The 15614-nt window shown below is 68.1% G+C and carries 11 protein-coding genes; 4 read left to right on the top strand and 7 right to left on the bottom strand.

Features of this window, described 5'->3' with window-relative positions:
* Positions 1 to 17: 17 nt before the first annotated feature.
* From ASG92_RS13935 to ASG92_RS13920, 4 genes are all read right to left on the bottom strand, one after another.
* Positions 18 to 980 carry a 4-(cytidine 5'-diphospho)-2-C-methyl-D-erythritol kinase gene (locus tag ASG92_RS13935; RefSeq protein ID WP_056629322.1) on the bottom strand — a complete coding sequence of 321 codons (963 nt, stop codon included), beginning with the start codon at positions 978 to 980 and terminating at the stop codon, positions 18 to 20.
* Between the two features lie 97 nt (positions 981 to 1077).
* Positions 1078 to 1965: a 16S rRNA (adenine(1518)-N(6)/adenine(1519)-N(6))-dimethyltransferase RsmA gene (gene rsmA, locus ASG92_RS13930; RefSeq protein WP_056629321.1), complete on the bottom strand. Its 888-nt coding sequence runs from the start codon at positions 1963 to 1965 to the stop codon at positions 1078 to 1080.
* A 157-nt stretch (positions 1966 to 2122) separates the two neighbouring features.
* Positions 2123 to 3265 carry a resuscitation-promoting factor gene (locus ASG92_RS13925; RefSeq protein WP_056629319.1) on the bottom strand — a complete coding sequence of 381 codons (1143 nt, stop codon included), beginning with the start codon at positions 3263 to 3265 and terminating at the stop codon, positions 2123 to 2125.
* A 294-nt stretch (positions 3266 to 3559) separates the two neighbouring features.
* On the bottom strand, positions 3560 to 4447 hold the full coding sequence (locus ASG92_RS13920) for a TatD family hydrolase (protein ID WP_056629317.1): 888 nt from the start codon (positions 4445 to 4447) through the stop codon (positions 3560 to 3562).
* Positions 4448 to 4688: 241 nt separating this feature from the next.
* Between ASG92_RS13920 and ASG92_RS13915 the strand changes: the two genes are divergently transcribed.
* The 3 genes from ASG92_RS13915 to ASG92_RS13905 are packed head-to-tail and all read left to right on the top strand — an operon-like array spanning position 4689 to position 9789.
* The gene (locus ASG92_RS13915) at positions 4689 to 5840 is read left to right on the top strand and encodes a MoxR family ATPase (protein WP_056629315.1); all 1152 of its coding nucleotides are present in this window, start codon (positions 4689 to 4691) and stop codon (positions 5838 to 5840) included.
* A gap of 14 nt (positions 5841 to 5854) precedes the next feature.
* Positions 5855 to 7273 carry a DUF58 domain-containing protein gene (locus tag ASG92_RS13910; protein ID WP_056629313.1) on the top strand — a complete coding sequence of 473 codons (1419 nt, stop codon included), beginning with the start codon at positions 5855 to 5857 and terminating at the stop codon, positions 7271 to 7273.
* Positions 7270 to 9789, top strand: a complete 2520-nt coding sequence (locus ASG92_RS13905; RefSeq protein WP_056629312.1) for a DUF3488 and transglutaminase-like domain-containing protein — start codon at positions 7270 to 7272, stop codon at positions 9787 to 9789. Before ASG92_RS13910 ends, ASG92_RS13905 begins: the two co-directional genes overlap by 4 nt.
* Here the strand turns inward: ASG92_RS13905 and ASG92_RS13900 are convergent.
* Both ASG92_RS13900 and rsmI read right to left on the bottom strand, forming a co-directional pair.
* Positions 9786 to 11285, bottom strand: coding sequence for an NAD-dependent succinate-semialdehyde dehydrogenase (locus ASG92_RS13900; protein WP_056629310.1), 1500 nt, complete (start codon positions 11283 to 11285; stop codon positions 9786 to 9788). The two genes, ASG92_RS13905 and ASG92_RS13900, sit on opposite strands and share 4 nt — an antisense overlap.
* Before the next feature lie 209 nt (positions 11286 to 11494).
* Entirely contained in the window at positions 11495 to 12316 is an 822-nt protein-coding gene (rsmI, locus tag ASG92_RS13895; protein ID WP_240987143.1) for a 16S rRNA (cytidine(1402)-2'-O)-methyltransferase, read from the bottom strand.
* Positions 12317 to 12575: 259 nt separating this feature from the next.
* Here rsmI and ASG92_RS13890 point away from each other — a divergent pair, with 259 nt between their 5' ends.
* On the top strand, positions 12576 to 14282 hold the full coding sequence (locus ASG92_RS13890; RefSeq protein ID WP_056629308.1) for a phospholipid carrier-dependent glycosyltransferase: 1707 nt from the start codon (positions 12576 to 12578) through the stop codon (positions 14280 to 14282).
* Between the two features lie 54 nt (positions 14283 to 14336).
* Here ASG92_RS13890 and ASG92_RS13885 read toward each other — a convergent pair whose 3' ends face one another.
* Positions 14337 to 15506, bottom strand: coding sequence for a TIGR01906 family membrane protein (locus ASG92_RS13885; RefSeq protein WP_056629305.1), 1170 nt, complete (start codon positions 15504 to 15506; stop codon positions 14337 to 14339).
* Positions 15507 to 15614 lie beyond the last annotated feature (108 nt).

Below are 15614 nucleotides of genomic sequence, written 5' to 3'. Positions count from 1 at the left end.
TGAAAGTTGGAAGGGTATTAAAGGAGGGTATCGGAGATGATGCGGGCGCCGGGCACCGGGCCGTGGACGGCAATCGCGCTGAGGCCCTTGTGCAAGAGCTCCTCGGCGAGCCCTTCCGCGGCCTCGGGGCTGTGGGCCAGCAACGCAACGGTGGGGCCGGAGCCGGAGACGATCCCGGCAATGGCTCCGGATGACTCGCCAAGGCCCAGGGTGTCCCGGAGGCTCGGCGCAAGTTCGATGGATGCCCGTTGGAGGTCGTTGACGAGGACCCGGCTCAGGGCGTCGGCGTCGCCGCTCCGCAGTGCCTGCAGGACCTGCGGGTCCACGGCTGTGGGCTCCGCGACGTCGAGCCCCTCGGCATCACGCAGCCTGTCCAGCGTCCGGAAGACCTCCGGGGTGGGGAGCCCGAATTCGGCAGTGACCAGCACCCAGTCCATCTGCGCCCTGGCCAGGGCTGGCGACAGGTCATCGCCCACGCCCAGCCCCACTGCCGTACCGCCCAGCAGCGCAAACGGCACGTCCGCACCAAGCTCGGCGGCGAGGTGGGCCAGTTCATCCCGGGACAGGCCGCTGTTCCATAACGCGTCGCAGGCCAGCAGGGTGGCGGCGGCGTCCGCCGATCCCCCGCCCATGCCGCCGGCCACCGGCACCCGTTTGGTGATTTCCAGGTGCACGCCCGTGGGGTGTTCCGAAACATCAGCCATGATGGCGGCCGCCCTGTAGGCGAGGTTGCGCTCATCGAGCGGAATATCAACGCCGTCCAGGTCCAGGGTGCTGGCGGGACTGATGCTGACGGTGATGCCGTCGGTCGGAGTGCTGGTGGCAGCCACTTCCTCGTACAAGGAGACGGCCAGGTACACGCTGGCCACGGAATGGTAGCCGTCCGGACGCAGAGGGCCCACATCCAGTGAGACGTTCACTTTGCCCGGAGCCTTGACCCGGACGGTCCTTGCCGCAAAGCGCCCTCTCACTGCGTTCATGAGTCCAAGCTAGGGCATGGTGGTGCCGGGCTCCAAGAAGGGCCCGGCAGCGCGGCGTGGTCCTGGGACACTGTTGCCGGGGTCCGGCTTCGCCGCATCAGGCGCCTGCGGCCTGGCGGGCTTCGGCGATCCGGGCGAACGCGGCGATGTCGATGACTTCGCCGCGCGCGGTGGGGTCCACGCCCGCCGCCACGAGGCAGCGCTCCGCTTCGGCGGCGCTCCCCGCCCACCCTGCGAGGGCGGCGCGAAGCGTTTTTCGGCGCTGGGCAAAGGCCGCGTCGATCACGGCGAAAACCTGCTCGCGGCTGGCTGTGGTGGCCGGCGGTTCGCGGCGCGTAAAGGCCACCAGTCCGGACTGGATCTTGGGTGCCGGCCAGAACACGTTCATTCCGATGACACCCGCCTTGCGCATGCTGCTGTACCACGCGGCCTTGACCGAGGGCACGCCGTAGATCTTGGAGCCGGGGCCGGCGGCGAGCCGGTCCGCCACTTCGTCCTGCACCATCACAAGGCCGTGCCGGATCGACGGGAAGTGCTGCAGGAGGTGGAGCACCACGGGCACGGCCACGTTATACGGCAGGTTTGCCACCAGCGCCGTGGGCTCCGCCGGGAGCTCCGTGACTTTCATGGCGTCGGCACGCACCAGGTGGAATTCCCCGGCGGCGTCGGGGCGCCACTGCCGGACCGTTTCCGGCAGCTTGGCGGCCAGGACGGGATCAATCTCGACGGCGACCACGGACTTTGCCGCGTCCAGCAGGCCGAGCGTCAGGGAACCGAGACCGGGGCCGATCTCAAGGACGGTTTCCTCCGCGCCGATGCCCGCCGCGGCCACGATCCGGCGGATGGTGTTGCCGTCGATCACGAAGTTCTGGCCCAAGGTCTTGGTGGGGCGGACGCCGATTTCCTCGGCCAGCCTGCGGATATCGGAGGCGCCAAACAGCGGGGCTGGCGCAGTACCGGAGGCGGGGGGAATCGGGTCAGTCACCTAGGTATCCTATCCCGGCGGGCGGCACCGTTTGGAAACGGCGGGCACGGCGACGGCGGCACGGCAAAGGCCGGGCCCGGAGGTTCCGGACCCGGCCTGTCGCGGCTCCGCAGCTGTGGTCAGCTGCCGCGGCGCCAGGTGGCTTTGATGTTTCCGGTTAGCTGCTTGCAGCCCAGCCGCAGCCCCACGGCTGAAGGCCGCGCTCCGCGTAGATCCGGTTGGCGATGTCGATCTGCTGCGCCTTCGTAGCCTGGCTGGCGTTCGGGGCGTAGGCTCCGCCGCCGGCGCCGATCCAGGTCTGGACGTCGAACTGCAGGCCGCCGTAGTAGCCGTTGCCGCTGTTAATGGACCAGTTTCCGCCCGATTCGCATTGCGCGATCTTGTCCCACATCGCCACGTTCATCATGGCGGGTGCAGCAGCGCCGGTGTTCGCGGCTTCCGGCTCTTCCTTGGTGCCCACGGTGACCTTCTCGGTCACCGGCTCCCGGGTGGCCGTAGTGGAGACCAGTGTCCGGGAGGCTTCGCGGCCGTCAACGAGCACCAGCTTGTAGGTCTTCGTCACCGCGCCCGGGACGCCGGCCTGGGTGACTTTCTCCTCGCCCTTGGGCAGCTGGGCGCTGTCCGTGGACAGCGTCTCGAACGGAACTTCTTCAGTGGTGGTCGCGGTCTTGCCGGTCTCAACCCGGGAAACCTTGATCACCATGTTGTTGACCACCGGTGCGTTCGCAGGCTGCGAGGCCCGGTCTGCCGCAGCCAGCTTGACCCCGGCGTCCTTGAGGACCTCTCCGACGTTGGGGGCCGTAGTGGTGGTCTTGGCTGCCTTGCCGTCGGCGAGGATGCTCACCGTCTTGGGGGTCGAGATGGACACGAATGATCCATCGACGGACAGCTGGGCGTCCTTCGGCACGGAAAGCTCGGAGGCGCTGGCCACGCCAAGCTGCGTCACGAGCCCGCCCACGTCCGGTGCCGTGGTGCTGACGGTCTTCTCCGCCCCGTCCAGGCTGACCTTCACGGCCTTGGCCAGGTTCACGTTGATAACGGAGCCGTTGTCAACGTGGGCGTCCACCGAGGGCGAGACGCGGTCGGCTGCCTGCAGGTCCACTTTGGCGCTCTTGACCACCTGGCCCACTGTGCCGCCGAAAGTCTGGACGGAGCTGACTTTGCCGTCAACATTCAGGGTGACTGTCTTGTTGTTGCCCACGAAGGCGACGAGCCCGAGCACGAGTGCCGAGAGCACTAGCAGCTGGGTGCCGACCTTGACGAAACTGAACTTGCCGTCCGACTTGAAGAAGTTGACCACGATTGCCCGTAACTGTTGAGCTGTCCGGGCACGGGGAAAAACGCACAGAGGAACCTGAGGCAATCACCCTAGGGGTGGGATCCGGACCGTTCCGGAGCCTGCAGCAGGCATGTGCGCCGCCACACTCACATGGCAGGACATCCGAAGGCGCCCTGCCTGAAAGAAGTGAGTGACATCATCCGGAGGCCTTCCCCGACCCCGGCTAATAGTTTTTCACTGTAACCGAAGCGTTATAAAGCCGCCAAAATTATTGCCTACCTGGTATGCACGGCGATGGGGCTGCTACGGCACCGTTCAGTCCCAGGATCCGTACGCCCGCACGGTATTGCTGCTGATTGCGGTGCACAGGCCGGCAAGGTCGGATCCTGTCAATTCGGCCATGGCCCGCACTGTGTACGGAACCATGTAACTCGCGTTGGGGCGGCCGCGGTGGGGATGCGGTGTCAGGAACGGGGAGTCGGTTTCCACCAGCACCAGTTCCGGGTCCGCCACGGCCAGTGCCGCACGGAGGTTGGCGGCGTTCTTGAAGGTGAGCGTGCCGGCGAACGACATGAACCAGCCTTCGCTGTTGCAGATCCGGGCGAGGTCCTCATCGCCGGAAAAACAGTGGAACACCACCCGTTCCGGAGTGCCCTCCTCCCGCAGGACCTGGACTATGTCGGTGTGGGCGTCGCGGTCATGGATCTGAAGGGTCAGGTCCAGCCGCTTAGCGATGTCGATGTGCCGCCGGAAGGAGTACCGCTGGTGGGCCAGCCCGTCTCCCTGGGTGCGGAAGAAGTCCAGGCCGGTTTCGCCGATGGCGCGGATCCGGGGATGGGCCGCCAGGTTCTCTATTTCGGCCAGTGCTGCCTCCAGCTCACCGCGCTGGGCGTAACGGGGTGCGTCGTTGGGGTGGATTGCCACCGCTCCGAGCAGCCGGTCATCCAAATCAACGGCCCGCACCGTGAACCGGGACGATTCGAGGTCGCAGCCAACCTGGACTGCGCCGCGCACGCCTACGGCCTCCGCGGCGTCCAGGGCGGCGGCAATCTCCACGCGGACGTCGTCGCCGGGGAAATCGAGGTGGGTGTGGTTGTCCATCACGGGCACCGGCAGGGGCTCGGGCGCCGGCGGGTAGCCTTGCTTGCCGGACCCGTCGCTTCCGGGCGCTCGATAGGGGCTGGGGGTAAGGGAATGGCGCATCCCTCCAGCCTAGCGGCGGCAGCCCCGCCGTCGTCCATGGGGCGGACAGTGGGCGGCGGACAGCCGGCCGAAGGGCCCGGCGTGCCGTCCTGGCGCCGCCCGCAGAATTACCCGGAACTCTCTGTTAGCCACGGCAGTTGTCTTAGTACGCTGGTACGGATAGATGTGAACGCCCGCCAACGGGCATCGGCAGACTTCCGCCGCACCGTTCCGGGCGTCACTCAGGGTTGAAAGGTTGCCGATGGAACCGCACCGACGCACCGCGATCAACGAAGTACTCCCGGGCGGGCACGGCTTCGCAGGGGTTGCTGCGCAGGGCGGACACCAGCTCAACGGCCGCAAGACGGCCCCATTGGATGCCGTGGCTTTCCGCGCTGCAAGCGAACGCATCCTGACAGCCATCAACACCGTCATCGACGGCAAGGCGGAAGCCGCGAAGCTGGCGCTGACGGTCCTGCTCGCCCAGGGCCATCTGCTCCTCGAAGACGTGCCCGGCGTGGGTAAGACGCTCCTCGCCAAGACCCTGGCCCGAACTATCGACTGTTCCGTCAGCCGCATCCAGTTCACCCCTGATCTGCTCCCCTCGGACGTCACTGGCGTCTCCATCTACAACCAGTCCTCGCGACAGTTCGAGTTCAGGCCCGGCGCCGTGTTTGCGAACATCGTGATCGGGGACGAAATCAACCGCGCCTCGGCAAAGACCCAGTCCGCCCTCCTCGAATGCATGGAGGAACACCAGGTGACGGTGGACGGGCACTCCTACGGGCTCGCCGAGCCGTTCATGGTGGTGGCCACACAGAACCCCATCGAGATGGAGGGGACGTACCCGCTGCCGGAAGCGCAGCGGGACCGTTTCATGGCCCGGATCTCCATGGGCTACCCGGACAAGGACTCGGAGATCGAGATGCTGGAAACGCACCAGGCCACCTCTCCCCTGGAGCGTGTCACGGCGGTGGTCACCTCGGCAGACGTTGCGGCAATGATCGCCACGGTCCAGCAGGTGTTCGTCTCTGAAGCCGTCAAGGAATACACCGTCGCCGTGGGCCGGGCTACCCGGGACAGCGCCATGCTCCGCCTCGGCGCCAGCCCGCGCTCCATGCTGCAGCTGCTCCGTGCAGCCAAAGCAACGGCGGCGCTGGACGGCAGGGATTTCGTCTTGCCGGACGACGTCGTTGCCGTTGCCGAATCGGTGCTGGCGCACCGGATCATCCTGGACCGCAAGGCGGCCAGCACCGGTGAGACCCCGCAGAGCGTCATCCGCGGGGTACTGGCCAAGCTGCCCATCAGCCAGGAGATGGCTGACTCAGCCAGAGCCCACCGGCAGGCAGCAGGCTCCGGGCAGCCGGTACCCCGCTCCGGGCGGCAGGCGCCCGAACTGCGCCATAGCCGCTAGTCAGGATCGTTGCCGTGGCCCTGTTGGACAGCCTTCCCCGCCACCTCTTCAGCACTCGCGGCTGGGGCCTACTGGCCGCCGGTGTCATTTCGCTGCTCTTCGCCCAAGTAATGGGCCGCCGGGACCTCCTGGTGCTCGGCTTGCTGCTGATTGTCCTCCCGCTCATTTCGCTCGCCGGCATCCGGGTGGTCAAGCCGCGGTTCCGGGTGTACCGCGAGTTCAGCCCCTCCACGGTCGAAACCGCCTCCATCACGACCGTGCGGCTGGCCGTTGCGCGGACCGGGATCGGCGTCGGCAGGGTCATCATGGAGGAGCGCCTGCCGCCGAGGTTCGGCGAGTCCCCGGCGTTCCGCTTCCCCGCGCGGTCCGCCTCAGGCGGCACCAGCCGTTACGAGTACCACCTGCGTTCAGGAAAACGGGGGCAGTTCACCATCGGCCCCGTCACGGCTGAGTTCACTGATCCGTTCGGGCTTTCGCTGCACAGGCACTGCATCGACGATGGCGACACGCTCACCGTGACGCCGGCCGCCGTCGAACTGCCCGCCACGGGACTGGCCGGCGCCCGCGGAAACGACGGAATCACGGCGACCCGCACCCGGGCCAATCCCAGCGACGACGACGTCATGACGCGCGAGTACCGGCATGGCGACCCGATGCGCCGGGTCCACTGGCCGGCCACAGCCCGCCACGGCGCGCTGATGGTCAGGCAGGAGGAATCGGTCACCACGCCTGAGGCCACCATCATCCTGGACCAGCGCTTCGTCTCCTTCGCCACGGGCTTCGGCGCGGTCTTCGGCAGCGACGACGGCGAAGACCTTGTCACGAGCGACACCTTCGAGTGGGCCGTCACTGCAGTCATATCCGTCAGCGCCCATCTCGCCGAACGTAATTACTCCCTCAGGTTCCTTGACGCGGCGGGCGATCCTGCCTTCCACCGCTCGCAGTCCGCGCCGGAACCTGACGCTGAGGAGTACAGCGGCGCAGGCGGTCTGCAGTCCGTTGCAGAGAGCCTTGCCGCCATCCAGCTTTCCGGCCCCCACCACCTGCGCCGTGACCACGACACGGCCCGCCGCGAGCACGCGGGGGGCTCTGACTCCGGACAGTCCGTTTTCGACGACAGGCTCATGGACAAGCTCGCCGCGCACCGGATGCGCGGTCCGGTGGTGGCGGTCCTCGGAAAAATCTCATTGGCGGAGGCCCGGGCGCTGTCGCCGGCGGCCGGTTACGCGGCGAACGCGTTCGCCTTGGTGATCGCTGACAGGCCCGGGGAGTGCCACGACGTCCTCGAGGCCTTGCGCCTCGGCGGCTGGCGTGCGGTGGCGGTGGAGGCGGCCACATCGCTGCCCGCCGCCTGGACGTACTTCGATGAAGGCGATGCAGCACTCGGGACGGCGGCCGCCGACGTTCGCCGCGGCGCGGGGGTGGCCCGGTGACGCTCACGCCCCAGCGCCAGGTCAGCGCCGCACGGCCACCTCAGGCTGAGCCTTCCCGCGGCCCCACACACGGCGGCGCCGGCGCCTATCCGTGGGTCATGGCGGGCGCCGTTGCGGTCTCGGTCTGCGGCGCAGCGCTGTCCCTCAACGGCGTCCTCAGGGGATGGGCCTGGTACTTGCCGGTCCTCACCACCGTCATCGTGGTGTCCCTGGCCATGGCCGTCCTGCGCAGCGTCAGGGCGCAGCCCGTGCTGGTGCCTTTGGGCGGCCTGGCATCGCTGGTGCTCATCCTGACCTTCACCTTCTTCCGGCGGGACAGCATCGCCGGGTTCATTCCTTCCGACAAGACGCTGGCCGCGCTGGGCCGGCTTCTCCGGCGGGCCAGCGAAACGGTGCTGGCCGAAAGCTCTCCGGTGGCACCGAACGCCGGCATCGTTCTGGTCACGTGCGCCGCGTTGGGCCTCGTGGTCATCCTGGTGGACGCTTTGGCCCTGCCCTTGGGTATGCCTGCCACGAGTGGCCTGGGCCTCCTGGCGGTGCTTGTGGTGCCCGCCATGATCAAGCCGCAAAGCGTGGGGCTTGCGGGATTCGTGGGGACAGCGGCCGGATATCTCGTCATTCTCGCCTGCAGCCAGTGGTTCGCCCCCGATGCGCGCACGCAGGCGGACACCGCCCGGAATCCCGGACAGATCAAACGCGCGGCCCTCACGGGATCCGTGGCCTTGGTGGCGGCCCTGCTGCTGCAGCTTGTCATTCCGGGCTTCGACCAGGGCACCTTCCCCCAGGGGTCCCGGCTGAACCCCTGGGGCTCATCCAACGGGCTGAATCCCATGATCAGCCTGGGCAACAGCCTGCGCAGCCCGTCAGGTGACGGCCGGATCACCTACGCCACCAATGCCACCACGCCCCTGTATCTGCGCTCCGTCACGGTGGACCGGTTCGACGGCGAGTCCTGGTCCCCGGACGACCGCGAGTCCACGCGCCGGGCAGGTGCCGGCCGGATGGACGTGGGGCATGAGATTCTCGCTCCGGAGCAGGTGCGGCAAATAACGGCGGTCAACACCGGAGACTTCACCAGCCCCTATCTCCCCGCGCCTTACGCGCCCGAAGCCGTCAACGGCCTCACCGGCCGGTGGAGCTGGGACCCGGCCACCCTGACCATCAAAGGCACCGACACCAACTCCAGGAACCAGCAGTACCTCGTCCTGTCGTCCTCCCCCAAGCTGACAACGGAGCTGCTGAACGAGTCCTCCGCGCCGGTCCGGGGGATTCCGGAGGAGTTCATCAGGCCACCGGCCAACCTGCCGGACATCGTCCGGTCTACTGCCGATTCGGTGACCCAAAACAGCGGGACAGCCTACGCAAAGGCGATGGCAATCCAGCGGTACCTGCGTGCGGGTGACTTCACCTATTCGCTGGAATCACCGGTCCAGGGAGGCTATGACGGAAACGGACTGTCCGTGCTGGCCGACTTCCTGACCCAGAAGAGCGGCTACTGCATCCACTTCGCCTCGGCCATGGCCGTGATGGCCCGGGTCGAGGGCATCCCCAGCAGGATCGCCGTGGGCTACGCCCCGGGCCGGCTGACCGGGGCAACGGTGTCCGTCGCCGGCCAGGGCGCACTCCCTGAGTTCGAGGTCGATGCCAGGGACGCCCACGCGTGGCCGGAGCTGTACTTCCAGGGCCTGGGCTGGGTTCCGTTCGAGCCCACGCCTTCACGCGGCGTGGTGCCGCCTTACGCCCAGGATCCGTCGTCCGGCGGCGCCAGCACCCATGAGGGGAACAACGACGGCCTGCTGCCGACCGGCGGCGCAACACCGCCTGCTACACCCGAAACCCCGCCTCTCCCCCTGCCGGGAACGGGGGACGCCGCCGGCAACCAGCTGGCGCCTCTGCTCTACGGCGCTGCCGCGGTTCTGGTGCTGGTTTTGGTTGCCGCTTCCCCGCGGCTTGTGCGGGGCAGCATCCGTGCCCGCCGCCTCCGGAGGCCGGCCTCCGGGAGGAACGGCAAGGCCGCGGTGCCGCTCGCCTGGGCAGAGTTGCTGGATCTGGCCGCGGATTACGGCGTGCCGCCGGTGGCCAGTGAAACGCCGCGGAGTTTTTCAGCGCGGCTACGCCGGTCGCCGGCCCTGAACCGGGACGACGGCGGGAAGCCGGAAGGTGCCGTATCCGCCGGGAGCGTGGACGCCGGGCGCCGCGCGGTGATCACCCTGACCGGAGACTTCGAGCGGCACGAGTACGGCCGGCCAGGCACCGGCCAGGCTGAATCGGGCGGCAAGGGGGAACAAACACGTGCGCAGCAGATCGCCCTTGTGCGGGAGGCGCTGCGCCGAAACGCGGGACTCATGGCGCGGCTCCGCGCGGACTGGCTGCCGCCGTCCGTGATGTCCCGCTGGGGTTGGATCGCCGGATCGCCCTTCCGCACGGTGCGCGGCGTCGCTGCACGCGTCCGCCGCGCCGTCGCGGGACTCTGGGACAAAGCCCGCGACGGCGTACGGCGGCTGCGCGAAGGCTAGCCCGCGTACGGGTCGGCGATGCCGATGTACTGCGTGTAGAGGTATTCCTCGATGCCCTCGAGACCGCCTTCACGTCCCAGCCCGGACTGCTTGACGCCGCCGAACGGTGCCGCGGCATTGGAGACGACGCCGGCGTTCAGGCCGAGCATGCCGGTTTCGAGGCGTTCGCCCATCCGGATGCCGCGGTTGAGGTCCCTCGTGAAGACGTAGGCGACCAGGCCGTATTCGGTGTTGTTGGCCAGGCGGATGGCCTCGTCCTCGGTGTCGAAGGTGATGATCGGTGCGACGGGTCCGAAGATTTCCTCGGACAGGATCCGGGTTCCCTCGGTGACGCCCTTGAGGATGGTGGGCTGGTAGAAGTAGCCCGGCCCGTCCACCGGGGCGCCGCCGACCACGGCCGTAGCGCCGGAGGCGAGGGCGTCGCTGACCAGTTCGTGGACCTTGTCCCGGCTCTTGGCGTCGATCAGCGGGCCCACCTTGGACTCGGGCTCGGTGCCGCGGGCGGTGGTCATGTCCGCCATCTTGGCTGCGAACTTCTCGGCGAACTCATCGGCGACCGATTCGTGCACGATGAACCGGTTGGCCGCGGTGCAGGCCTCGCCCATGTTGCGCAGCTTTGCGATCATGGCCCCGGCGACTGCAGCGTCGACGTCGGCGTCCTCGAACACGACGAACGGGGCGTTGCCGCCGAGCTCCATCGAGGTCCGCAGCACATTCTCGGAGGCATCGGTGAGCAGCCGGCGGCCCACCTCGGTGGAGCCGGTGAAGGACAGTTTGCGCAGCCGGGCGTCCTTGATCAGCGGCCCGGTGGTGGCGCCGGCCGTGGACGTGGGGATGACGTTCAGGACACCGGCGGGCAGGCCGGCTTCCTGCATGACGGCTGCGAACAGCTGGGAGGTCAGCGGCGTGAGGTTGGCCGACTTGAGCACCATGGTGCAGCCGGCTGCGACAGCGGGGGCGACCTTGCGCGTGGCCATGGCCAGCGGGAAGTTCCACGGGGTGATCAGCAGCGAGGGTCCAACGGGCTTCTTCTGCACGAGCAGGCGGGTCTTGCCCTCCGGGGACACCGAGTAGCGGCCGAAGGCACGGACTGCTTCCTCGGAGAACCAGCGCAGGAATTCGGCGCCGTAGGCGACCTCGCCGCGGGCCTCGGCCAGCGGCTTGCCCATTTCCAGGGTCATCAGCAGGGCAAAGTCTTCGGCGCGCTCGGTGACCAGCTCGAATGCCCGGCGCAGGATTTCGCCGCGCTCGCGCGGGGGCACCTTGGCCCAGGAGTCCTGGGCGGCAGCGGCAGCATCAAGGGCGGCCATGCCGTCTTCGGCCCCGGCATCGGCGATGCTCAGCAGCACCTTGCCGGTTGAGGGGTCTTCGACGTCGAAGGTCTTGCCTGACGCCGCCGGACGCCACTCACCGTTGATGAGCAGGCCGGTGGGAACAGATGCGAGCAGTTCGCTTTCACGTTCTGCGGTAACAGTGGACTGTGTAGTAACAGACACGGTGACTCCCTCGTCAGCAATTCGGGTTTGCGGTTTATGTGCAGCTCTTGCATCCGGCATCGGGCCGCCTGCAGCCTGCTGCTTGCTTGGCTGGTTTAATGCCACGCTACTGCCCGCGTCTCACCAGTGTCTACGCATGCACGCACTACACATGCCACCATCCGCTGTGCAACTGCACAGCCGCTGGCCGGCCCGAAACGGAGGGGAAATTACCGGGCCGCGAGCACGGCGGCATAGAGCTCGCGCTTGCTGACCCGCACCTCTTCGGCCACGGCTGCCACGGCATCCTTGAGCCGGATGCCCTGCGAAACAAGCTCGTTGACGGCCGCCACGCTATCCTCCGGGGTCCCCGGGGCCCGTTCCGGCGCGCCTCCCACGACGACGGCAATCTCGCCGCGGACCTCGTTGGTTTCCGCCCACTGCAGCAGTTCGCGCAGCGTGCCCCGGATGACCTCCTCGTAGGTCTTGGTCAGCTCACGGCACACCGCCGCCTTGCGGTCCGGTCCGAAGCGCTCGTGCAGGGCCCGGAGCATGGCCTCGAGCCGGTGCGGCGCCTCGAAGAAGACCATGGTGCGGCGTTCGGCGTCGAGATCCGCCAGGCGCGATGCGCGTTCACCGGCCTTCCGCGGAAGGAATCCTTCGAAGCAGAACCGGTCGGTGGGAAGTCCGGACAGCGCCAGTGCGGTGAGCACGGCGGAGGGGCCGGGAACGGCCGTGACGGTGAGCCCCGCGGCTACGGCCCCTTCGACGAGCCGGAAGCCGGGATCGGAAACCGAGGGCATTCCGGCGTCGGTGACCATGACAAGCGTTTTGCCCGCGCGGACCTGGTCCAGCAGCTCCGCTGTCTTGGTGGCCTCGTTGTGCTCGTGGTAGCTGATGACGCGTCCGGCAACGGTGACGTCCAGGCTCTGGACCAGACGGTGCAGGCGCCTGGTGTCCTCGGCGGCGACGATGTCCGCGGAGGACAGCAGCTCGATGAGCCGCGCTGACGCGTCGCCGACGTTGCCGATGGGCGTGGCCGCCAGCACAATTCGTCCGGGACCCCCGGCGGAGACGTCCTGCCCCGAGCTTGCTGGCGGTTCGGAGCTGCTGGTCTGGGCGTCGTTCGGGTCTTGGTCCACAGGTCCAGCCTACTGCCGGCCGGAACCATCACGGCACAGGATCACGGCTCACAGCGCGAACGAACAGTTGAGGCCCTCAGAGAGCGGGCCTCAACTGTTCGTTCGCGCTTCAAGGGGGCACACGGCTGGGTGTCAGCTGACTCCATGGGGCGAAAGGTAGCATGGGCAGGTGACGCAGACCTCCGTGCGGCCTGACGGGGCCGGAACAGCCAGCACACCGGATTCAGCCCCGGCACCCCCGGGCGGCAAGCCGGGAGGTGCCCGCTGGATCAGCCGCCCCGCGGAAGCCTTCACCGCTGAAGCCCTTGCCCAACGGCTGCTCGGCGGCATCCGCAGCTGGCGGGACTACCCGCCGTCGCTCAGGCTCTGGTTCTGGCTGGTTCCTGCCCTGACCGCCGCTGTGGGCGGCGTCCTCCGGTTCGTCCGCCTGGACGTCCCCCGCAGCCTGGTGTTCGATGAAACGTACTACGTCAAGGACGCCTATTCCCTGCTGGTGAGCGGCTACGAGCGGAGCTGGCCGGACAAGGCGAACGACTCGTTCATCGCGGGTAATCCCGGAGTGCTGCTGAACACGCCCGAGTACGTGGTCCACCCTCCCGTGGGCAAATGGATGATCGCCGCGGGCATGTGGCTGTTCGGGCCGGACAACCCTGTGGGCTGGCGCTTTGGAGCGGCGCTGACGGGAACGCTGTCCATTGCGCTGCTCGCCCTGATCGCCCAGAAGCTCTTCAGTTCCCTCATTCTGGGGGCGCTGGCAGGGCTGCTGCTTGCCGTCGACGGGCATCACCTGGTGATGTCACGCACCTCGCTGCTGGACATCTTCCTGACGTTCTGGATCCTGGCCGCCTTCGGGGCGCTGCTGATGGACCGCGACGACGGCCGGCGCCGGCTGGCCCTCCGGCTCGCCCGGCAGGCAGCCGCCACGCCGGCCGCGCGGCCGTCCCCGCTCCAGTTGCTGTCCGGCCCCTGGCTTGGCATCCGGTGGTGGCGGGTCGCTGCGGGCGTGTGCCTTGGCCTCGCCGTGGGAACCAAGTGGTCGGCGCTCTTCTTCGTGGCGGGCTTCGGCCTCCTGACGGTCTTCTGGGACCTGAGTGCCCGCCGGATCGCCGGCATCCGCGGCTGGATCAGCGGCGGCATCATCAAGGACGGCCTGCTGGCGTTCGGGAGTATCGTCCCCGTGGCCGCGGTGACGTACGCCGCCACCTGGACCGGCTGGTTCCGGTCCACGGATGCCTACTACCGGCAGTGGGCAGCCTCGAATCCGAGCGCGGAATGGGGCTGGCTGCCGGACTCGGTCCGGTCGCTGGCGCACTACCACCTCGAGGCCTTCAAGTTCCATCAGGGGCTCAGCTCGGAGCACCCGTACGAGGCAAGCGCCTGGAGCTGGCTCGTCATGGGCAGGCCAACGTCCTTCTTCTATGAATCCCCGAAGCAGGGCACCCCAGGCTGCGATTTTTCCAGCTGCACGTCGGCCATCCTGTCCGTGGGGAACCCGCTGATCTGGTGGAGCGCGGCAGTCTCCCTGGTGGTCCTGCTGTTCTGGTGGGCGGGCCGCCGCGACTGGCGGGCCGGTGCCGTACTGGCGGCCGTCGGGTCCGGCTACCTGCCCTGGTTCCTGTACCCGGAACGCACCATGTTCTTCTTCTACGCAGTGTCCTTTGAGCCGTACCTGATCCTCGCCCTCGTGTACTGCCTGGGCCTGGTGCTGGGGCGCAGGACGGACCCGCTGTGGCGCAGGCGGTCAGGGCTGTACGGGGTTGCCCTGTTCGTTGTGGGCGCGGTCCTGATCTCGGCCTTCTTCTATCCGGTCTGGACAGCGGAGATCATCCCGTACCAGGAGTGGCGGGTCAGGATGTGGATGCCCTCCTGGATCTGAGGCACGATCCCGCGGGCGCCGTCTATGGCCGGCGCCGTCTACAGCCGGCGCGGTTTACAGCCGGGAAGGCTGGTCCGCACCGGCTCCGGTGGCTGCTTCGGTGCCGGCGTCTTCCTCGCGGTCCTTCTTGACGGCCTTGGCCAGTCCGCGGCGTCGGCGCGTGGGCCAGGTCAGCACAAGGGTGACGACAGCAGTGACGAGGACGAGTGCCGCGATGACGATGCCGGCATCGATCCAGAACTGCCCCGGGAAGAGCCGGATCAGCGTGTCTTCCAAGGCAAACGTCCAGGACCCGTTGGCGAAGAAGATGTGGTGGAATTCCGTGAAGAACTGCTGCCAGCCAAGGGCAGCCAGTGTGCCGAGGCCGATGATGATGACCAGGGTGGCGATGGAACCGGCGAACAGCCCCCGGCGGACTCCGCCCGGGGTGCGGCGCCGCAGGTAGATGACGGCCGCGATGCTGATGAGGGCCAGAAGTGCTCCGGCGCCGAAAGCCGCGAGGATCACGAGCTTGACGTCGGCCATGTGGCTGACCTCGCCGTCCATGAAGAGCTTGTCGCCGCTGCGGTTGACCAGCTCGCCCAGGTAGCGCGGGCCAGACCAGTTGCTCAGGTAGTCCACGGCGTAGGAACCGTAGGTCATGCGGTCGTCGGCGTTGAAGCCATAGCCGTCGCCCGGGAAGCCCGGCCGGTGGTACTCGACCCACAGGAAAAGCGGGCTGGTCACGGCGCGCACGGCCAGGACAAGGAGGATCACCGGATAGAAGACGGCCAACAGGACCTGCAGGATCCGCGGCAGCACGGGCTTGGCGTTCGCTGCCTGTTCGCGTTCGGCGTTGCGTCGCTCCACGTCCTCGCGGGGCGGACGCACCTGCAGCGCGGAGGTGGGCAGCGGTTCGCTGATGTGGGCGCCGCGGGCGGGCACGGAGGAGTCTGTGGCATCTGCCGACTCGGCGGCATCCGAATCCTCGGCGGTGTCCGCAGCGGCCGCCTCCGCCGCCTTGCGGTCGGCACGGCTGCCGGGCTGGGCAGCCGCGCCAACGCCTGCGGAATCGCCGCCAACAGAGGCGCCATCCGTGCCTGCGGCGGTCCGGGCTGCGGGGGCCGGCTTCATCCAGTCAAACGCGGGCTCGCTTGAATCGTCGGCAGGGTCAATGGCCGGCTCATTGGCCGGATCCAGCTGCGGATCGAGCCGTCTGGACGGGGTCGGAGTATTGTCGTTCACTGCAGCTTCACTTCCGTAGGCGTCCGCGCTCCGGGTCTGGGGCCAGGCAGCGCTGTGTATCTCCTGAAGAGCCTACCGTCAGGCGCTCCGGCACCGCGAGATGCCACC

Origin of the sequence: Arthrobacter sp. Soil736 (assembly GCF_001428005.1) — a bacterium.
Classification (GTDB): domain Bacteria; phylum Actinomycetota; class Actinomycetes; order Actinomycetales; family Micrococcaceae; genus Arthrobacter.
Note: the sequence above shows the minus strand (reverse complement) of the source record. Positions and strands in the feature narration are given on the sequence as shown.